General features: G+C 69.5%; 17 protein-coding genes and 3 pseudogenes. 16 read left to right on the top strand and 4 right to left on the bottom strand.

Going from position 1 to position 18,942, the window contains the following annotated elements; genetic code table 11:
* The first annotated feature begins 305 nt into the window (after window positions 1-305).
* The 4 genes and pseudogenes from CcI156_RS21930 (at window position 306) to CcI156_RS21915 (ending at window position 3,748) form a co-directional block, all read left to right on the top strand.
* Window positions 306-1,733 (top strand): NF041680 family putative transposase, encoded by a 1,428-nt coding sequence (locus CcI156_RS21930; RefSeq protein WP_076807947.1) that lies wholly within the window; start codon window positions 306-308, stop codon window positions 1,731-1,733.
* Between the two features lie 14 nt (window positions 1,734-1,747).
* A pseudogene (locus CcI156_RS21925) lies at window positions 1,748-2,059 on the top strand (IS5/IS1182 family transposase); the annotation flags it as partial.
* A gap of 242 nt (window positions 2,060-2,301) precedes the next feature.
* A pseudogene (locus tag CcI156_RS21920) lies at window positions 2,302-2,883 on the top strand (helix-turn-helix domain-containing protein); the annotation flags it as partial.
* 310 nt (window positions 2,884-3,193) lie between these two features.
* Window positions 3,194-3,748, top strand: coding sequence for a Uma2 family endonuclease (locus CcI156_RS21915; RefSeq protein ID WP_011436547.1), 555 nt, complete (start codon window positions 3,194-3,196; stop codon window positions 3,746-3,748).
* 98 nt (window positions 3,749-3,846) lie between these two features.
* Here the strand turns inward: CcI156_RS21915 and CcI156_RS21910 are convergent, their stop codons facing one another.
* Window positions 3,847-4,167: a hypothetical protein gene (locus tag CcI156_RS21910; protein ID WP_011436548.1), complete on the bottom strand. Its 321-nt coding sequence runs from the start codon at window positions 4,165-4,167 to the stop codon at window positions 3,847-3,849.
* A gap of 217 nt (window positions 4,168-4,384) precedes the next feature.
* On the opposite strand from CcI156_RS21910, the gene CcI156_RS21905 reads away from it, so the two are divergent.
* The 3 genes and pseudogenes from CcI156_RS21905 to CcI156_RS21890 all read left to right on the top strand — a co-directional run bounded on the left by CcI156_RS21905 (window position 4,385) and on the right by CcI156_RS21890 (window position 6,998).
* On the top strand, window positions 4,385-5,560 hold the full coding sequence (locus tag CcI156_RS21905; protein ID WP_371681835.1) for an IS4 family transposase: 1,176 nt from the start codon (window positions 4,385-4,387) through the stop codon (window positions 5,558-5,560).
* A gap of 482 nt (window positions 5,561-6,042) precedes the next feature.
* A pseudogene (locus CcI156_RS27925) lies at window positions 6,043-6,171 on the top strand (GNAT family N-acetyltransferase); the annotation flags it as partial.
* A gap of 110 nt (window positions 6,172-6,281) precedes the next feature.
* Window positions 6,282-6,998: a metal-dependent hydrolase gene (locus tag CcI156_RS21890; protein ID WP_175637648.1), complete on the top strand. Its 717-nt coding sequence runs from the start codon at window positions 6,282-6,284 to the stop codon at window positions 6,996-6,998.
* 196 nt (window positions 6,999-7,194) lie between these two features.
* Here CcI156_RS21890 and CcI156_RS21885 read toward each other — a convergent pair whose 3' ends face one another.
* Window positions 7,195-7,608 carry a DUF2784 domain-containing protein gene (locus tag CcI156_RS21885; protein WP_011436553.1) on the bottom strand — a complete coding sequence of 138 codons (414 nt, stop codon included), beginning with the start codon at window positions 7,606-7,608 and terminating at the stop codon, window positions 7,195-7,197.
* A gap of 109 nt (window positions 7,609-7,717) precedes the next feature.
* Here CcI156_RS21885 and lipB point away from each other — a divergent pair, with 109 nt between their 5' ends.
* The 4 genes from lipB (at window position 7,718) to CcI156_RS21865 (ending at window position 12,099) form a co-directional block, all read left to right on the top strand.
* Complete coding sequence (gene lipB / locus CcI156_RS21880; RefSeq protein WP_254847555.1) at window positions 7,718-8,521, top strand: lipoyl(octanoyl) transferase LipB; 804 nt, start codon at window positions 7,718-7,720, stop codon at window positions 8,519-8,521.
* A 219-nt stretch (window positions 8,522-8,740) separates the two neighbouring features.
* Entirely contained in the window at window positions 8,741-10,750 is a 2,010-nt protein-coding gene (locus CcI156_RS21875; RefSeq protein WP_076807935.1) for a protein kinase, read from the top strand.
* Between the two features lie 81 nt (window positions 10,751-10,831).
* Window positions 10,832-11,467 (top strand): alpha-ketoglutarate-dependent dioxygenase AlkB, encoded by a 636-nt coding sequence (locus CcI156_RS21870; protein WP_011436556.1) that lies wholly within the window; start codon window positions 10,832-10,834, stop codon window positions 11,465-11,467.
* Between the two features lie 182 nt (window positions 11,468-11,649).
* The gene (locus CcI156_RS21865; protein WP_023842000.1) at window positions 11,650-12,099 is read left to right on the top strand and encodes an ATP-binding protein; all 450 of its coding nucleotides are present in this window, start codon (window positions 11,650-11,652) and stop codon (window positions 12,097-12,099) included.
* Between the two features lie 48 nt (window positions 12,100-12,147).
* On the opposite strand, the gene CcI156_RS21860 is transcribed toward CcI156_RS21865, so the two are convergent.
* A complete protein-coding gene (locus CcI156_RS21860; RefSeq protein WP_076807939.1) occupies window positions 12,148-13,359 on the bottom strand; it encodes an EAL domain-containing protein in 1,212 nt (403 codons plus the stop codon).
* A 250-nt stretch (window positions 13,360-13,609) separates the two neighbouring features.
* Between CcI156_RS21860 and CcI156_RS21855 the strand changes: the two genes are divergently transcribed.
* From CcI156_RS21855 to CcI156_RS21835, 5 genes are all read left to right on the top strand, one after another.
* Complete coding sequence (locus CcI156_RS21855; RefSeq protein ID WP_076807932.1) at window positions 13,610-14,842, top strand: universal stress protein; 1,233 nt, start codon at window positions 13,610-13,612, stop codon at window positions 14,840-14,842.
* Window positions 14,843-15,247: 405 nt separating this feature from the next.
* On the top strand, window positions 15,248-15,715 hold the full coding sequence (locus CcI156_RS21850) for a hypothetical protein (RefSeq protein WP_011436560.1): 468 nt from the start codon (window positions 15,248-15,250) through the stop codon (window positions 15,713-15,715).
* Between the two features lie 215 nt (window positions 15,716-15,930).
* Complete coding sequence (locus tag CcI156_RS21845) at window positions 15,931-16,524, top strand: hemerythrin domain-containing protein (RefSeq protein ID WP_076807929.1); 594 nt, start codon at window positions 15,931-15,933, stop codon at window positions 16,522-16,524.
* 10 nt (window positions 16,525-16,534) lie between these two features.
* Entirely contained in the window at window positions 16,535-17,059 is a 525-nt protein-coding gene (locus CcI156_RS21840) for a DUF6328 family protein (RefSeq protein ID WP_076807927.1), read from the top strand.
* Between the two features lie 80 nt (window positions 17,060-17,139).
* The gene (locus CcI156_RS21835; protein WP_035913025.1) at window positions 17,140-17,628 is read left to right on the top strand and encodes a hypothetical protein; all 489 of its coding nucleotides are present in this window, start codon (window positions 17,140-17,142) and stop codon (window positions 17,626-17,628) included.
* Between the two features lie 523 nt (window positions 17,629-18,151).
* Here CcI156_RS21835 and CcI156_RS21830 read toward each other — a convergent pair.
* Window positions 18,152-18,604 (bottom strand): deaminase, encoded by a 453-nt coding sequence (locus CcI156_RS21830; RefSeq protein ID WP_011436565.1) that lies wholly within the window; start codon window positions 18,602-18,604, stop codon window positions 18,152-18,154.
* Window positions 18,605-18,942 lie beyond the last annotated feature (338 nt).

The following is an 18,942-nucleotide window of genomic DNA, read 5'->3' as shown; positions in this document are numbered from 1 at the left end:
GTCCGAACCCGCCAGACCTGCGGAACGTGTGTTCGATTCTCGCAATGATGTTGCGAGTCGGGTGCTCACTCGGCATCGCCCCTGCTCGGGAGCCTCGTAGAGACCGGGCGAACGGCGATTTCAGGACCCTGAACCAAGATCGGGCGGTTCTCAGCTTGTCGTTTAACCTTCGGGTGTCACTCTGTGTGATAGTCGCTGGTGGTTTGGGGTGGGCCGGCGTGTCGCCGTGACGTGAAGCGGCCTCCTGTTGATCCTGGTTTCTCACCAAAGACACCGTGATCAGACAGAAGGCCGTGGAGGACAGCTTGGYCCACGATGTCCMCATCGTCGAGCACCTTGGGGTGCTGTGTCGGTTCCGCCAGGAGTTCTATGGCTGTCTGACCCGGCGGGCGGATGCCCTGTTCGAGCTCACCGACGCCGTGCTGTGCGCGGACGGCCCGGTYCGTGACCTGGTCGGCCTGTCGCTGGCAGCGGAGCACCGCCGAGGGCACGGCGCGTTGTACGGMGCGATCAACCACGGCCGGGTCGAGATCAGCCGGCTGCGCCGCGCGCTGGCCGGGCTGCCGCTGCCGCGGGCCGCCGACGGCCGGATCGTGCTGGGTGTGGACGTCAGCCCGTGGCTGCGTCCGGACGCGGCCACCAGCCCGGGCCGGCTGTTCTGCCACACCTACGGCCGGGGCAAGGGCAACGCCCAGATGATCCCGGGCTGGCCCTACTCGTTCGTCGCCGCCCTCGAACCGGGCCGCACCTCGTGGACGGCGCCGCTGGACGCGGTCCGTCTCGGCCCCGACGACGACCTCACCACGGTGACCGCCGCCCAGGTCCGGGACGTGGTCGGCCGGCTCGCAGCCGTCGGCCACCACACCGCCGGTGATCCGAACATCCTCGTCGTGTTCGACGCCGGCTACGACGTCACCCGCCTGGCCTTCCTGCTGGCCGACCTGCCCGTCGACCTCGTCGGCCGGCTGCGTTCCGACCGGGTCTTCCGCCTGCCCGTCCTCCCGCGGCCGCCGAAGGCGTCCGGTCGGCCACCACGGCACGGCCCCGAGCTGCCCCTGGCCGACCCGGCCAGCCTGCCCACCCCTACGGTCACCACGACCACCGAGACCCGCCGGTACGGCACCGCGGTCGCCACCTGCTGGGACCGGGCCCACCCCCGGCTGACCCGCCGTGGCGGATGGGAACACCACACCGGCCAGCTCCCGATCATCGAGGGCACCCTGATCCGCCTCGTCGTCGACCGCCTCCCGGGCGAACGGCGCCCGAAACCGGTCTGGTTGTGGCACTCCACCGTCGACGCCGGCAGCGCCGACGTCGACCGCGCCTGGCAGGCGTTCCTGCGAAGATTCGACCTGGAACACACCTTCCGCATGGTCAAGCAGACCCTCGGCTGGACCGCCCCGAAGATCCGGGACCCCGCCGCGGCGGACCGCTGGACCTGGCTTGTCCTCACCGCCTACACCCAGCTCCGGCTCGCCCGCGCGCTCACCACCGACCTGCGCCGCCCCTGGGAACGACCCGCCGAACCCACAAGGCTGACTCCGGCCCGTGTCCGCCGGGGATTCCGCAACCTCCGCCCGAAGACACCGCTACCGGCCCGCGCACCGAAACCCGCCCGACCCGGCCCCGGACGCCCACCCGGCCGCACCAACCGACGACCAGCGATCACCCAACCAGTCGGGAAGACCACGGACAGGTCAACAGCCGCAGGATCTGAAGGACCGACAGGTTAAGGAATCGTAGCCGCCGTCATCTGTTCGCCGACGGCGGTTTCGCTGGCGAGCCTGTTGCATGGGCGCGGACCATCATGAGGACCACCGTCGAGATYGTTCGGAAGAAACCCGGTCAGAAAACCTTCGAGGCCCTGCCGAAACGATGGGTGGTCGAACGTACCCTTGCCTGGCTCACCGCCCACCGGCGGCTTGCCCACGACTACGAACGCCACCCCGCCACCTCCGCATTGTTCATCCACTGGGCGATGATCCGCACCATGGTCCGCCGTCTCGTTCGCGGGAATCCCGTCCCACGCTGGCAACCCCGCGACACTACAGAGCGTTAACATCACTCAAGATCCAGGACAGGCTCTTACAGCCACGGTGGCACCGAAGGCGTCAACACCAAGACCAAGAAGATCATGCKCCAGATGYACCGCCGAGCTGACTTCCCGCTTCTCMGCCACCGGATCCTGCCCGGCTGGTGCGCTGACCACGAACGTTTCCGGCCGTGGAGTAGGTAGAGGCGGGTGATCACGGGCACACCATCCCCGATGAGGACGGCGACCAGCCCTGGAGGTGAACCGCGATGGCGCGGCCGGTACGGGCACGGCGGCTGACCGATGAGGAAGGCCAACGACTCCAAGCGATCGCGCGCCGCGGGAAACACGGCGCGATCCGAGTCCGCCGCGCACTGATCATCATGGCGTCGGCGAGTGGGACCCCGGTCCCCGCGATCGCTCGTCTCGTCGCGGCGGACGAGGACACGGTCCGGGGGGTGATCCACCGGTTCAACGAGATCGGCCTGGACGCGTTGGACCCTCGTTGGGCGGGAGGCCGTCCCCGCCTGATCAGCTCTGACGACGAGGTGTTCGCCGTGGCGACGGCCCGCACCCGCCCGGAGAGACTCGGGCAGCCGTTCACGCACTGGAGCCTGCGCAAGCTCGCCGCCTACCTGGCCGACAACCCCGACCGCACCGTCACCATCGGTCGGGAACGGCTGCGGCAGCTCCTGCACCACCATCGGATCTCGTTCCCACGCACGAGGACGTGGAAGGAGTCCACCGACCCGGACAAGAACCGCAAGCTCGACCGGATCGAGTACCTCACCGGCACCTGTCCGAACCGGTGCTTCGCGTTCGACCAGTTCGGACCGCTACTGAAACGTCCCGGCTTCGTCAGGGCTGCTCCCACCCAGACCGGCACTACCCGGACCAGGCAGCCCTCAGCTCCACCCACCCTGCAGCGACAGGGCAGACGGTGAAGGTCTCTCACCTCCACTCGAACCACAGCGCCTCACGGCGCAAACCGGATGTGCGACAGAGCCGTTTTCTTGACACACCCGGGTCAGTCCCAGCCACCCTCGCGGGTGYGGGTGGGCTGCCGCAGGATGCCGAGACACAGAGGGTACGGCGCTACGCTGGTTCGGCGGGGATCRGGTCTGTTGGATCATCTGAAGGAGGTGTGCCATCACTGCGGGGATGATCGCTCCTGCCTGGATGCACCAGCAGATCACGGCGGAGGAATACGACTCCTGGTCCGAGGAGCGGTGCGCGGGCATCGAGATCGTGGACGGGACGGTCGTTGTGAGCCCCAGCGCGTCCAAGCGTCACAACCGGCTGGTCAAGATCCTCGCGGTCGCGTTGGAGGCTGCTGCCGGGCCGGGCTGGAACGCGGACTTCGACGTCGATGTTCGGCTTCAGGACGTGCCGTTGACGAATCGGCGTCCGGACGTGGCCGTGTACCGCGCCGACACGATCGACATCATGTCGGCCCGTCCCGAGCATCTTCTGCTCGTCGTCGAGGTGGTCTCACCGGGCTCTGAGACGACCGACCGGATTGTCAAGGCCGAGCAGTATGCGAAGGCTGGAATCTCGTATTACTGGCGGGTCGAGCAGCCCCCCGCCGGCGTCCCGGTCGTCTATACCTACGTCCTCGACCCGGCGACCGGAACGTACCGTGGCGCTGAGGTCTTCACGGGCGCCGTCGATGCTGCCGCACCTTTCCCGGTCAAGATCGATCTCGGTCGGTTGTAGCGGCGTCTGCTGGGCGTTGCCGGGCAAGCCGGCCGGCAGGATTCCGGGGGCGCATGAGTGTTCGGTGCGGCGGTGACGCAGGGCCGGCACGCGGGCTGTTACCGGTCGCCCGCTTGCCGGGCAACCGGTATGCGCCTGCGCTGGTTAAGGGCGTGTGCGTAGTGGCCGAATCCCCCCTCGGACACAGACACTACGCACGCCGATGATCTTGGTGTGGCTTCGGCTGTGATCGTCTCTGTTTCGTGATCGTAGATAAGCTTCAGGCCAAGTTCACGGTAGACCTCGGCCTTGCCGGTGGAGTCGGCTTCACGCAGGATCACCAGCAGGGCTCGTGCGCGGGCGATCTGCCAGTTACGGGAGGCCTCTGGATCCTGCTGGTCTTCGGTGGAGACCCTGCCGTAAAACGCGAGTCTGATCATGGGGGCGGTCCTTTGTGGTGAGGCGACGCGGATGAGTCTGAGGTGGCAATGCCGCTCGATTAAGTTAGAGGGACGCCTGTCCATCCCGACATGCCAACGTCCGATCCCGCGTCGATCAATTTTCGAACACGGCGTTCGGTCCAGTTCCTCAACGTCGATCAGTGGGCGGCGGAGAGTTCACATCGGGAGTCGGGCGGTCGGCAGATAGCATCCGGGTGTGGTGCGCCTTCGTCAGGTAGTGGAATTGCCAGCCGTGGACAGCGAGCGGCTGACCGACCGTATTTCGATCGGTGTGCTCGCCAGAATCGTTCCCCGGGATCTCGTCGATGAAGCGCTGGTGGAGACGAAACGKCAGGAACGGCGTACCAGGCTGCTGCCAGCCCGGGTCATGGTGTACTTCACGATGGCGATGTGCCTCTTCTTCGACGATGACTACGAAGAAGTCATGCGTAAACTCGCCGGTGCGTTGAGGTGGCTGGGGAACTGGAAGGGTGACTGGCAGGTCCCAACTAGCGGGGCGATCTCGCAGGCACGGATCAGACTCGGCGCCGCGCCTCTGAAACTGTTGTTTGAACGTGTCGCGGTGCCGGTCGCGGGGCGGGGTACCAAGGGCGCATGGCTGCGTTCCCGGCGGCTGACGGCGATCGACGGGTTCTTCCTCGACGCCGCGGACACCCCCGAGAACGTGGCCAGGTTCGGACGGCACACCAACGGACACAAGGCCAGCGCCCTGCCACAGGTCCATGTTGTCGCGCTCGCCGAATGCGGCACGCACGCGATCGTCGCCGCCGCGGTCGGCCCCCGGGCGAGCGACGAACGCACCCTCGCCGCCACTCTCTTCGACGCCTGCGAACCCGGGATGCTCCTCACCGCCGACCGCAACTTCTACGGCCGCGACCTGTGGCACCAGGCACTTGACACCGGCGCGGACCTGCTCTGGCGAGTCAGGTCCAACCTCGCGCTACCGGTCATCCAACCGCTCCCTGACGGCTCCTACCTCTCCATTGTCATCAATCCGAAACTAAGCGSGAAACGGCGGGAACAGCTCATCGTCGACGCCCGCGCGGGCCGCGATTTTCCCGAGGACTACGCGACACCCGTCCGCGTCATCGAATACACGGTGCCCGACCGCACCGGAGCCGGCACCGGAGAACTGATCTGCCTCATCACCAACATCCTTGACCACACCGATATATCCGCGGTGGAACTCGCCACGGGCTACCATGAGCGGTGGGAAATTGAAAGAATCTTCGATGAGGTGAAGACCCACCAGCGGGGCGAAGCCCGCTCGGTCTCAATAGGTCAGTGCACCACGTATGAATCCGGTCATAGATCGGGTCTGGTAGGAACGTGGCCTACTGATCTGGAGGTTCGGTGCGCGGCGCGGTGTTGACAGCSGAGGATCGCGAGGTCATTTCCCGTGGGATCACGGAGGGAAAATCGGACGCTGGATCGTCGGCTAGTCGTCGAAGAACTACCTCGGGCTACTAGTCATGTCACGGACCGCCAGACCCATTCCGCCCTGGCCGAACAAGCCATGGCGAGGCAAGGCCGAACGCCGACGGTGAAGAACGTCGGAGAGCCGTGTGCCGGAGAACGGCATGCACGGATCGATGTGGCGGGGAATGGAAACGGAGCCGACGGCCACCGCGCCATTCCCCGACCCTACTGAGGACCACACGCACGCGCTTCGGGAAATCTTCACAGAGATCATCGAACAGCTCAACCCGGTGCGCCGCCACCGCACGTACCCACGCGCCATCAGACGAGGCCGCCACAGCGCCTACCGAGTCAAACGCCCAACAGACACCGGCATCCGTCATGAYCAACAATCGAAGATCATCCTTGCTCGGACCGCTTAACTAAGCGCCATTGGGCTATGCCGGGGCTGTGACGGCAGCGGTGAGCCAGGCTGCGCTGGACGCGGGAGCGCACGAGGTCCTGCTGTTCACCGATCCGGCTGATCCGACCAGCAACGGCGTGTATCAGCGGCTCGGCTTCTAGGACCACACGCGGAGCCCGCTTGCCACGGGACAGCCGAACGTCGCTCGGCGCGCRGCGGCTGGATCGGCTGGATACAGTCTGACGATGCTGATCATTGAGGTTGAGCTGCCATGATGGGACGGACCCACGCCCTGAGYGGGGCGGTGGTCTGGTTGGCCGTCGCACCCCTGCTGTCCCGGGAGCAGTGGTTGGGCTCGCACGCGGTGTCCTTGTCCTCGTCCCAGGTGATCGCCGGCGCGGTGGTATCCGCGGGCGCGGCGCTTCTGCCCGACATCGACCATCCCCACGGTYGGATCGCCAACACCTTCGGGCCGGTCACCCGGGTTATGTGCAGGTGGATCAGCAGGGCCGCCGGTGGCCACCGGCACGCCACCCACTCGATCCTCTTCGCGCTCGGCATGGGTGTGGTCATGGGCCTGCTGGCTGCCCGTTTCGAGTATGGGTGGTGGGCCGCGCTGTTCGTCCTCGTGGGCTTCGGGTTACGTGGGCTCGGCCTGGACTTCGAGAAGCACGAGCACTGGTCGTCCGTCATGGACTGCGTGACCGCCGGGGTCGCTGTCTTTCTCATGCACGGCATTGACATGAGCTTCGCCGGCTACGCGGTCACCCTGGGCTGTCTCGCCCACCTGGCCGGGGACTGCCTGACCCCGCGCGGCTGCCCTCTTCTCTGGCCGGTCACCTGGCGGATGGAGACAGTCCTGGTTCCCCGGACGGACGGCAGGATCGAACACTGGGTCGTCGTTCCGCTTCTCGCGGTCGCCGCGGTAATCCTGACCGTGCGAGTCGTGACGGGCGACGCCGTGTCCCACTGGCTCACCGCCGGTTGAGACACCCGGCGCCGCCCCGCGAACACCGGCTGGGCGGCGCCAGCGTAGGCGGTGTGCCCGCTGGGGTATTCGGGGTGCGCCGGTGGCGGTGTCGTAGCGCCGTGACGTCGTAGCGCCGTGACGTCGTAGCGCCGTGACCTCGCAGTGCCGTGACGTCGTAGCCGGCCTCGGCCTGACCCACCGCCGGTCATCACGGTCATCGCTGGCCGGGGTCGGATGATGCCGGATCCGGTCCGGTGTCCACCGTCGGTCGGGACCGTCGTCGGTGTAGGTCCAGGCAGACGCGCACGTAGGCAACGACCACGATCAGCGCGGCCAGCGAGCGGACGAGCCAGGTGAGATCGTCCGGGTAGAGGACGCCCGCAAGGTAATGATCGATGAAACCGCCCTGGTAGGCCGGTTGACCATCGAGCCGTCGCAGATACTTCTCCAGCGGGGTCAGCGGACAGGTGAACCCGATCGTGATGATCGTTACACCCCAGATGACGGCGGGCACATGCAGCCAGAGCAGCCAGCGCCGCCGCCGGACCAGCAGCCCACCGAAGATGATGAACGCGATCCCGAGCAGGTGGGCCACCACGACGAGGTCGGCGAGAATGTCGTACGTCATCGCTGCTCCCTGTGGGCCACGGTACGCCGACCGCGCGGGATCATCCCGGCCCGGACCGCCGGAACCCGGGCATACGGTGGACCGGGCATACGGTGGAGAGGTGAATGCCGTGAACCCCGCGAATGCTATCGACCGGGTGGACGCCGTCGACGGGGTGGACAGCGGCCCGGGCCCGGGCCCGGGCCCGGTGACCTGGCCTGAGATCCTGCKGCGCCTCGACGACGATCTTGTCGACTACGAGGTTGCCATGGCACGGATGCGGGTGATGGTGCGGGAACGGATCGACGGCGTGCGGCCGGACACGCTGTKGTTCCTGTCGCATCCGCCGGTCTACACCGTCGGCAAGCGGACCCCGCCCGAGCACCGCCCGCTCGCGGGGCTGGGCATCCCGGTTCACGAGACCAACCGGGGTGGGCTGCTGACGTACCACGCCCCCGGCCAGCTGGTGGGCTACGTGATGTGTCATATCGGCGCGATGAACGCGGTGGTGCCGTTCCTGCGGCTGTTGGAGGCCCGGTTGGTGGACACGGTCGAGGCGCTCGGCATTCCGGCCGAGCGGCGGGACACCCCGCCCGGGTCCGTCGAGCTCACGGGGGTCTGGACCCGCCGGACCAACCGGAAGATCGCGTCCATCGGCCTGCGGTGCACGCGCAAGGTGACCAGCCACGGATTCGCGCTCAACGTCGACTGCGACATGCGGCCATGGACCTGGGCGACGCCCTGCGGCATGCCCGAGGTGGAGATGACCTCCGTGCAGCGGGAGCTGACCGACGCGGGGCACGCCGTCCCGAGCATGGCCGAGGTCCGCGAGATCGCCGCCGAGATGCTCGGCGCACGCAACGCCCCGCACCCCCCGGCGCCGAACCTGAGCTCGGGGGATCTGGGCACGGGGACCCGAGCCGGTCGAACCTGAGTTCGGGGGACCTGGGTACGGTCGGTGGCCCCTGGACCGTTATTTCCTCCCCTGAATTCGGCGGCCCCACGACGAGTGCGCGATCGGCGACCTGGTAAGTCGGGATCAGGTCGACCGGGTCGACCGGGCCGGCGGGGAGACATCCACGGAACCCTCACTAAAGTAGCCGTCCAGAACGGACGGCACGGACGGCACGGACGGGGAGGATCGGGGAGAACCGTGGTAGGCCATGCGGGACTGGTCGTCGCCGGCCGTTACCGACTCCAGGACCGCCTCGGGGCTGGCGGGATGGGGGCCGTCTGGCGGGCGACCGACCAGATGCTGCGGGTCGACGTCGCGCTCAAGGAAGTCTCGATCCCCGTCGACTCCACGCCGGGGGAGTGGACCGAACGGATCGCCCGCGCACGGCGGGAAGGGATGAACGCCGCCCGCCTTCGGGGTCACCCCGGGATCGTCAGCGTCCATGACGTGGTCGAGGACGGCGGGCTGCCGTGGATCGTCATGGACCTCATCATCCCGGCTCGGTCGGTAGCGGACCGGCTGCGGGGATCGGGCGGGCTACGGCCGGATGAGACAGCGTCGATCGGAGCGGCGGTCGCCGATGCCCTCGCCTTCGCCCATGCGAAGGGCGTCGTTCATCGCGACATCAAACCGGGCAACATCCTGCTGGCGGAGAGTGGCCGGGCACTCGTCACCGACTTCGGTATCGCCGCGCACAACGACGACAGTCGGATGACCGCCGCCGGAGTGGTCGGCACCATCGCCTATGTCGCTCCCGAACGGCTTGGCGGTCAGCCCGCGGACGGGCGTAGTGACGTGTTCTCCCTGGGAGTCACCCTTTACCAGATGGTGGAGGGGAGGTTACCGTTCCAGGCCGACACGACCGCCGGGCTGCTCAGCGCGATCCTGTTCGAACCGCCGCGCCCGACCGTGCTCGCCGGTCCACTTCGGCCGGTGCTGGATGCGATGCTCGAGAAGGACCCGGTAGTCCGGCTGGATGCCGCGGCTGCCGCGCGCGCCCTCGCCTCCCTCGCGGCCGGGGGACCGGCATCACCGGTGCTGGTGCCGGCACAGGTACCGACACCGACACCGGCACAGCTACCACCGCCGGCACAGGTACCGACACCGCCGTTGCCGCGGGTACCTACGGTCTCGCGACCGGCAACGGCCCTGCTGCCGCCCGTCGGCGAGCCGGAGGCAGGCGGTTCGCGGTGGCCTGACTCCGGGATGCCTGGGACGCCTGGGCTGCCCGGGGCGCCTGGGGCACCTGGGCTGCCCGGGGCGCCTGGCCGTCCCTCAGGACGGGTGTGGCTCGTGGCCGGGACGTTGACAGCCGTCCTCGCGATCCTGGCCGGGGTGTTCCTCGCCCGCGGTGGTGTCGGCGCCCATCCGGGCGACGGGTCCCTGACCGGCACCGCGTCCGCGACGGTGGCCGCGACCGGACCGGAAGACGGCGTCMCGAGGGTATCGCCGTCCGCGGCCGCGAGCGGGGCGGGGAGCGGGGCCGCGAGCGGTGCGGGGACCAGTGCGGGGACCGGGGCGCGAACGAGTTCGGCCACTGCAGCAGGCTSCCCCCGACCGTCCCAGGAGCTCACCGTCGTGCCCTCCTTCTCCGCCGCCGCGCCCGGGGTGTCRCAGTACAGCGCCGACTATTACGCAACTCTCACCAGAAGYCGGCAGGACGGCTTCCTGCTGCGGGTCGGATTCGACGCGACCGGCCGTAGCGACCTGCGGGATCCGCGGACATCCTGCGTGCTGGTCTCGTCGGGTTCTCGCGAGCTCCGGCTGTTTCCCGTCCAGGCCGACGTGCCGGTGAGCTCCTCCGGACGGTATTCCGGAACACTGACGTTCTCGCTCGCGCTGCCGGGAAGCTACCGTTTCCGCTACTCGTGCCAGGCGGACTACTCGGCCGCGCTCCTCGGCACGGTGACGATGCCATCGGTGGCGGTGAGCGTTTACGACGACAACTACTTCGTGAACGTGCTGGAGGTACGCGTCGGAGCCGGTCGGACGGTCGTGTTTTTCGCCGCAGCGGGAGCGGCGGACCTCCGGGTGCCGGTTACGTCGTGCCTTCGGTTGGAAAGCGGGATCCGTAGGCCTGTCGTGGAGCTGAAGACCTCGCGGAAGTCGCCGACGGGGGCGACGTACATCGGAACGATGCGGTTCGAGGGGACCCCGCCGGCTACCCTCGTCTATTCCTGCTCCGATTACTCGCCTGTCAACCTGTGACGGCCTTCGGGCCTTCGGGCCTTCGGGCCTTCGGGCTTGTCGCAGACCTGTCTTCGAACGTGTGTTTGGTAGTGTCGAAGCATGGAGATCGCGGCGTTCCAGGCCTCGTTGCTCGATGACGCCCCGGCGATCGAGGTCGGCCCACTCGGGACGTCCGTCCGACGAGTCGGRCTCGCGCGGGGTGCGTGGGTCGATGTGCGGCCCCGCTGGATCGTTGGAGCCGACGTGCTCTTCGAGCGGCTGCGCGATCGTGTCCCCTGGCGGGCGGAGCAGCGGACGATGTACGACAGGGTCGTCGACATTCCCCGGCTGCTCGCCTTCTACGACGAGCGTGCGTCGCTGCCCGATCCGGCGCTCGGCGCGGCGAAGCGGGTCCTCGACGAGCACTATGCGGCCGAGTTGGGCGAGGGCTTCGCCACCGCCGGGCTGTGCCTGTATCGCGACGGGCGTGACAGTGTGGCCTGGCATGGCGATCGCGTCGGGCCGGGTGGGTTCCGCGACACCATGGTCGCGATCGCCGTCCTGGGCGCCCCGCGTGCGTTGCTGCTGCGGCCGCGGGGCGGGGGCGGCCCGGCGATCCGGCACGACCTGGGCCACGGCGACCTGCTCGTGATGGGAGGCAGTTGCCAGCGCACGTGGGATCATGCCGTGCCCAAGACGGCGCGGCCGGTCGGGCCGCGGATCAGCGTTCAGTTCCGCCCGCGCGGCGTGCGCTGAGCTGGACCGTTCCCGCTTCGGTGGACCTCGCTCGGGCGTACGGGAAGAAGGCCCGGCGGGCGGCCCTGGCCCGGTACGGTCTCGATCGTTTCCTGCGGGACTGGGACGAGGTGCTCGCGCGGGTCACGGACTGAGCTCCGACACCGGGTTTATCCACATGATTGCAAGGAAATGTCTTTCACATGACGGGTAAACCGGAGCTGCCCGGCGAGTCGGGCGAGCCCGGCGAGCCCGGCGAGCCGTTGGACAGGTTCGTGCTGCCGCTCAGCCCGATCGCGCCCCGGCAGGCCCGGGTCCGGCTGGCCGCGGGCCTCGCCGGCACCGGCTTCGCGGCGGAGCTGACCGAGATCGTCGTGCTGCTCGCCAGCGAACTGGTCACCAACGCCGTCGTGCACGGCCGCGGTGAGCCGGTTCTGGAGATCCGGACAACCGACCACCAGGTGTGGGTCGGCGTCCAGGATCCGGACAGCCGCCTCCCGCAGGTGCAGCAGGTCGACACCGACTCGCTCGGCGGGCGGGGTATGCACCTGGTGGCCGAGCTCGCTGAGACCTGGGGCGCCGACGTCATCCCCGGCGACGGGAAGGTCGTCTGGTTCCGGTTGCGTCGGGAGAGCCCCGCCGTCGATGGTTGACCGCCGCCGCTGCGGCCGGGCGCGCCGGGGCTTACCTGACGCCGGGGCTTACCTGACGGCCTCGGGCAGGACGGGGGTGGGCGGGCCGAGAAGGAAGCCCTGGCCGTAGGGGATCGCGGTCTCCCGGGTGGCCTGGAGTTCGGCCGCGGTCTCGATGCCCTCGGCGACCACGCTGCCTCCGATCTCCTTGGCGACGTGCACCAGCCCGGCGGCCACGGCCCGCCGGGCCGGGTCGGTGTCGATGCCCTGGGTCAGGCAGCAGTCCATCTTGATGATCTCCGGTCGCAGCCGGACGAGCTGTTCCAGCCCGGCATAGCCGGTACCCACGTCGTCGGCGGCGATGCGGACGCCGAGCCGGCGCAGGTGCTCGATGTCGCGGTTGATCGCCGGAGTGTCGCCGATCCGTTCGTGCTCGGTGATCTCCACGAGGATGCGTTCGGCATCCTCGTTCATGATCATGTCCACCAGGCCGGCCGAGAGGGTCGTCGCCGAGACGTTAATCGCGAGGATCATGTGCGTCGGCAGCCGGGGCAGCACGGCGAGCGCGCGTCGGACCGCGGCGAGTTCGAGATCGACGTTGAGGCCGACGGAGCCTGCCGCGGTGAACCACTGTGACGGGCTGCGGGCGTAGTCCGAGAACCGGGACAGCGCCTCCACTCCGATGATCTTTCCGTGTTCGAGGTCGAGCACCGGCTGGAAGGCGAGCGCGGGCCCCCCGCCGTCGATCACATGGCTGACGTCGCGCCAGACGCGGCTGCGGACCTCCCACATCCGGTGCAGGTCGGTCACGGAATCGCCGAGGATCTCCGCGATCATCCGCAGGAACCGGCCGTCGCGCGGCCGCAGGTGCGGATGCGGCCCGTGCCCGAGACAGCCGGCCAGGCCGTAGACGATGCCGTCGCTGTCGACCACCGGCACGGCGGCGTAGGCCCCCACGTCGAGTTCGTCGACGACGGGCAGTCGCAGGATGCGCGGATYGGCTCGGGTGTCCGGGATGACGGTGGGAAACTCACCGGACAGGACGCGTCCGAACAGGGCGCTCTCGCGCCGAACGGTGGAGCCCGGGGCCAGCTGGAACGACGCGCCGTCCCCGTTGATGACCTGCACGACGAGGACGTCCGCCTCGATGCGACCGAGCCAGGCAAGATCCATGCCCAGATGGCGGCGCAGTATCCCCAGCAGCTCCACCACCGCCGTCGCCGGCTCGGGAACCTCGGCCTTCGGCCCGAGCACCGAGGCGGGGGTTGGACGGACCGACATCCGTACCACCTCCTCTCCTGGTGTTCCCTCGGGTTTTCCGCGCACACCCTGGTCKGCACCGAGATCTGTTACCGTTTCATGAACGATATCGACCTGTTCATGACCGGCGTCCGCCACTGCCGGGAGATCCATCCACTGTCTCCCGTCTGTCTCCCCTCGCGTCCGTTGTCTCTTCGTGTTGTAGTAGACACGGGATCGGGACGGATGCCTGCTCGGCGAGCGAGGATGCTCGGAGGGGAGGCGGTGTCGCGTGGCGGACATCGTGGTCGGGATCGACGGGTCGACAGATGCCGAGCGCGCGCTGCGGTGGGCCGTGCGCGCGGGGCGTCGTTGTAGCGCGCGGGTGCGTGCCGTGCTCGTCTGGGCCGCGGCCGGCCCGTTCTGCACGCGGGTGAAGCCGCCGCCCGCCACCTCACCGGAGCATCCCCGCTGGACGGCCCAGTGGATGCTGCACGACGTCGTCAACCGGGTCCGCGAGGCCCAGCCCGACGCCTGGATCGTCGAGCGGACCGTGTACGGGAGCCCGGTGGACACGATACTGACCGAGTCGGAGGGCGCGGTCATGCTCGTCCTCGGTGCCCGCGGCCGTGACCGGCCGCGCCGCCTGCCGGCCGGTTCGGTCAGCATGGCGTGCGTGTACGGGGCGTCGGTGCCGGTGGTCGTGGTCCACGGCAGGTCGGCGGAGCCGGCCGAGAGCGGGCCCGTCGTCGTCGGGGTGGACGGGTCCGCCTGCTCGTTGGCCGCGCTGCGGTGGGCCGCCCAGGAGGCGGCGCTGCGCCGGGCGTCGCTGCGCATCATGCACGCCTGGGCGCCGCTGCCACCGGAGTGCGTTGTCCGGCTGGGACTCTGCGGTGCCAGGTCCGCTKGTGCGGTACCCACGGTGGGCGCTGGGGCCGTTCGTGCCGCGCCGGCTGGTGCGGCGTCGGCTGGTGCGGGGCTCGGCGACACGGATCCGGGCGGGACCGGATCCATCCGGACGGACCCGGGCGAAACGGGCTTCGCTCCGGGATTCGCCGGCCGTGGAGTTCGGGGCACGGCATCGGGGGGCACGGTACTCGATGATCGTCCAGGATTTGGTGACCCGGGGTCCGCCGATGCGGCGCTCGGCGGGTCGGCGTTCGGGGGGTCGGCGTTCGGGGGTCCCGCGTTCGGGGGTCCCGCGCTCGATGCGACGGGATCCGGCGGAACGGCCCTCGTCGACGCCGCCCTCGAAGGCGCCGCGCGAGCCGTGCTGGACGAGGCGGTGCGCGTGGGTCTGCCCGAGCCGGGTGATCTCGATGTGCGCACGGACCTGATCCGCGGAGCGGCCGCGTCCAGCCTGCTGCGGGCCGCGGCGGGGGCGCAGCTCCTGGTCATCGGAGCCCGGGGCCGCGGCGGATTCGCCGAGCTGCTGCTGGGCTCCATCAGTTCACAGTGTGTGACACACGCCCAGTGCGCGGTCGCGGTCATCCGCACGCCCGGAAGTACGACGTGTAGTGATTAGTGCGACGTGTGGTGACTCCGCCGCGGCGGACCTTCGACCCGGTGCGAGTCCCTTTCCCTCGGGTCGTGGGCTCTTGGGCCGTGAGCCGCGAGCTTTCGGGTCGTGGGCCGAGATCGAGGGCCCCGGGCGGGGATGCCCGATCGGGCACGTACCGAGCGGGTGGACGGCGGGTCACCGGCGGCGCCACCTGCCGCGCCACCTGCCGCGCCACCTGCGGTGTCGGCTCTCGCGGCCCGCCGAGCGCGGCCCGCGATCCAGCGGTGACGGCGCGGCGGGCAGGTGATCCTCCCGAAACGGCCCGGCTTTCCCTCGTCTTGGGGGAGGATGGGCAGATCGGGGCGTGATGTCCCCGTGAGGTACGGGGGCATCACGGCGCCGGCCGTGGGAGGGGAGCGTCGAGCGACTATGGCGGATCAGTACTATGGCGGTTCCGGTCGGCGCGGCGAACGGTTCGCCCAGGCGCGCTGGCTCGCCGGTCAGGCCCGGCAGGACCGCACCACCTCCTGGTACGTCCCGCTGATGATCACCGTGATCGGCGCCGGTGCGGCGTTCGACGCCTTCGGCCGCGGCGTGGGGCTCCTCTACGCCCTCGGGCTGTCGATCGCCTTCGTCCTGCTGACGTGGACGACGATCCGGCTCATGCCGTCGGTGTCCGACGAGCTGAACGTCAACCGGGTGACAGGCCCGCGCAAGATCATCGCCATGGTGAACACGCCGGTGCGCACCCACGGCGTGTTCCTGCTGGCCGCGGCGTTGCCGATCGCGATCGCCCTGATCAGGACGGTCGGTTTCTTCGTGTTCGGCGGGGCGCTGCTCGTCGGGATCGTGGTCGGCGTAGCGCTGGCCGCGGCCTGGATGTTCGAACGCCGGTAGACCCGCCCGGYGCCGACGAACCTCCTGATTCCGAATGACGAACCTCCTGATTCCGAATTCCGAAGAACCTCCTGCTCTCCTCTCAGAGCGCCCATCCCTGGGCCTGGACATCCCGGTCCGGCGCATCCCCCGCTCGGACCAGGTTCCTGTTCCCGCCAAGCGGGCAGGCCAGCAGGGACACGGTCCGGTGCGCGGTCCGCGATGAGGAGAGTGCGATGACGGTCAGCAAGGCCACGAGGGAACGAACCCGGGCGAGTCAGCTCCCCGAGGACGATGTGGTCGGGATCCTGCTCGCGCAGCATGCCGAGATCCGCGAGCTGTTCGGGAAGGTCAGGACGTCGACGGGCCGACGCCGCCAGGAGACGTTCGACGAGCTGCGGGCGCTGCTCGCGGCCCACGAGACCGGCGAGGAGGTGGTGCTGCGCCCGATCAGCCGGCAGGTGGTGGGGCCCGAGGTGACCGATGCCCGCAACCACGAGGAGAAGGCTGCGAGTCGGGACCTCGCCGACCTCGATCGGATGGAGGCGAGCAGCGTCGAGTTCGGGGCCAAGCTCGCCGCGTTCGAGCACACGGTGCTGGAACACGCCGAGCGCGAGGAGCGGGAGGAGTTCGAGGCGCTGCGCCAGGTCCGTCCCGAATCCGAACTCGTGCGCCTGGGCCGCAGACTGCGGGCCATTCAGGCGATCGCCCCCACCCATCCGCACCCCTCGGTCGCGGGATCCCCCACCGCTCAGCGGGTATTCGGGCCGGTGGTGTYCCTCGTCGACCGGCTGCGCGACGCTCGGCGGCAGACGGCGGCGGCGGGATGACGGCGGCGGGATGACGGCGAGGAGTTCCACCGCCCGGGGGAGCTCCTCGAACGGCGGGCCGGACCCTTCGGAGACCCCGGCGCAACGCCGGTACCGCAACTGGKGAGATCTGCTGCAGGAGTTGCGCGTCGTCCAGACGGGCGTGCAGCTGCTGACCGCCTTCCTGCTCGCCATCCCGTTCCAGCAGCGGTTCACGACGTTGAGCAACGAGCAGAAGTCGCTCTATCTCGTGATCGTGCTGCTGACGGTCAGCGCCACCGGGCTGCTCATCATGCCGGTGAGCCTGCACCGCGCGGTCTTCCGGCGCAAGGAGAAGGAGACGCTGATCCGGGTGGCGAACCGGCTCGCCCAGGTGGGCCTGGCATTGTTCGCCGTGGCCGTCTCCGGGGTCGTCCTGCTCATCTTCGACGTGGTCAGGGGGGCGCCGGCCGGCTGGATCGCCGGGGGCTGCACCTTCGTCGTGCTGGTCGTGCTGTGGGCCRTCGTGCCCGCCGCCATCCGCCTCGCCGCCGGCGGCTGGGCGTCCGGACCGTAGCCGGGTGCCCAGACGGTTCGCAGCGGCTTGCCGTGCGGACAGGTACCCGCTCTTGGCACGGGCTTGACGCTGCCCGTCGCGTGAAACTGGGCGCCATGGCGACGGCGGCATCACCCCGGACCCGGGTGGTCGACGAGCACATGTTCACCGTCGCGCGGGCGCTGGGTCCGACGACGTTCCGGTTGCAACTGTTCACGGCGACTGGCCTGCGGCCGGTGGCTGTCGTGACCCAGCCGGAGCGGGAAGGCTTGTCGCTGATGAACGGCGCCGAGCGCTACGCAGCGGCGGTGTGGATGCGGTACCTCCCGGACGATCCCGAGCCGCCGATCTGGGTCCAGCGCCAGTTCGTCAACAGCACGGCCGACGCCTTCACCCAGGTGCTGTTCACGGTCACCGGCCCACACACGCCGGCGAACCCTCGGTGGCGCAGGCTGACCGACCAGACGCTGGCCGCTCTGGTCGGTGCTCCGGTCGACGCGGACCGCGGCGCCGGCGGGTACGCCAGATCCGCCCGCGCCGCGGCGGGCGGGACTGCTGCTGGTACCACCAGGGCGACTGGCACCGGGTGAACGCGGCCGCCGGGACCGGCGGTGACAGCTGCCCGCTGGGCCGGGCGGCCAGCGCGACGGTCACCGGCGTCGGCCGGGGTCGCCCGGGGAGGTCGAACCACAGCAGGTGCGGCGGCATCCGCGGGGTCCGCGCCCAGTGCGCCAGCCGGTCAAGATCACGGATAGGTGGCCCGCTCTCGATCCGGCTGACCTGGGCCTGCGTCAGGGTGTGCCACCGACCCAGCCGTTCCTGGCTGATGGGCCCGGAGGTGGTGGGGGTGCAGGCGATAGGCCGCGGAGACCCGGCCTATGTGCTGGGCCGCGAAGGCATCACGCATCTGGTCGGTGTGCCAGAACCGCTCCGGCACGCGCGCCGGGCCTGCCGGACACCACCTTCAGTACGGATCCCGCGGTCGTGGCGCGGGTTGCCGAGCGCCTGCGCGCTCCACCCCTGGCACTAACTTCCCACCCCGTGGGGCAACGGACCGCGGCGGACACCGGCCCAGAGCGTTCCGAGGCCGAGCGGACGTCAGCCGAAATTGGATCAGACTGACAGGTGGGCGTTCATGGCGCGGGCCTGTTCACCGAGCTCGGGTAGTTCCACGACGGTGACGCCCGCCTGGGTGAGGAGTTCGTAGCCTTGGCAGTCGGCGACGAAGAGGCTGGGTTCGCGCCAGGCGATGACCACTCGCGGGATCTTTGCTTCCAGGATGAGCTGGGTGCAGGTGCGGGGCCGGGACTTGCGCTGGGAGCAGGGTTCGAGGGTGCTGTAGATCGTCGCGGTGGCGAGCCGAGGGTCGCCCGGGCCGATCTTCGCGAGTGCGGACTCCTCGGCGTGTACCGCGTCGTCGACCTCGCGGGAGAAGCCGAAGGCGATCTCCTGGTTGTTCTTGTCGACGATGACGGCGCCCACGGAGTAGGCGCCGGCGGCGGGTGGGCAGCGGTGGGCGAGTTCGATGGCCCGGGTCATCCAACGGTGATCGTCGAGCTGGGGCATGGAGCGGCTCCTCCTTCCCTGGGGTCCGGTCCCGCAGGGCGGTGGACCGGATGGCCGGTGGCGTGCCGGTGGCCGCAGTGGGTGCAACTGCGTCGCGGGCGTGGCGTCGTCATCCCTGGCCGCCTTCCCCGATCCGTACGCGGCGGGCGGTCAACGCGCGAACCGTAGCACCGTCCGTGTCGATGTCAATGCCTAAAGCTCATTGCAGATAACGCTGCGCGGTATAGCCACCACCTCCAGCAAAGCCCACGCTCGGGAGCGTGGCAGGCCCGGGACGCGTGGCAGCGTGCTGTCCGCTTCCGCTGTGGGGAAGCGTGGTCGCGTCCGACGGCGTGGTG

Source organism: Frankia sp. CcI156 (assembly GCF_001983015.1).
GTDB lineage: Bacteria > Actinomycetota > Actinomycetes > Frankiales > Frankiaceae > Frankia > Frankia casuarinae.
The sequence above is the reverse complement of the archived record's forward strand: the minus strand, read 5'-3'. Positions and strand labels throughout refer to the sequence as shown.

Coding starts and splice junctions, on each gene's coding strand:
- CcI156_RS21850 (WP_011436560.1), top strand. CDS start 15,248: ATGGCGGATCAGTACTATGGCGGTTCCGGTCGGCGCGGCGAACGGTTC.
- CcI156_RS21915 (WP_011436547.1), top strand. CDS start 3,194: ATGATCGCTCCTGCCTGGATGCACCAGCAGATCACGGCGGAGGAATAC.
- CcI156_RS21865 (WP_023842000.1), top strand. CDS start 11,650: ATGACGGGTAAACCGGAGCTGCCCGGCGAGTCGGGCGAGCCCGGCGAG.
- CcI156_RS21885 (WP_011436553.1), bottom strand. CDS start 7,608: ATGACGTACGACATTCTCGCCGACCTCGTCGTGGTGGCCCACCTGCTC.
- CcI156_RS21910 (WP_011436548.1), bottom strand. CDS start 4,167: ATGATCAGACTCGCGTTTTACGGCAGGGTCTCCACCGAAGACCAGCAG.
- CcI156_RS21830 (WP_011436565.1), bottom strand. CDS start 18,604: ATGCCCCAGCTCGACGATCACCGTTGGATGACCCGGGCCATCGAACTC.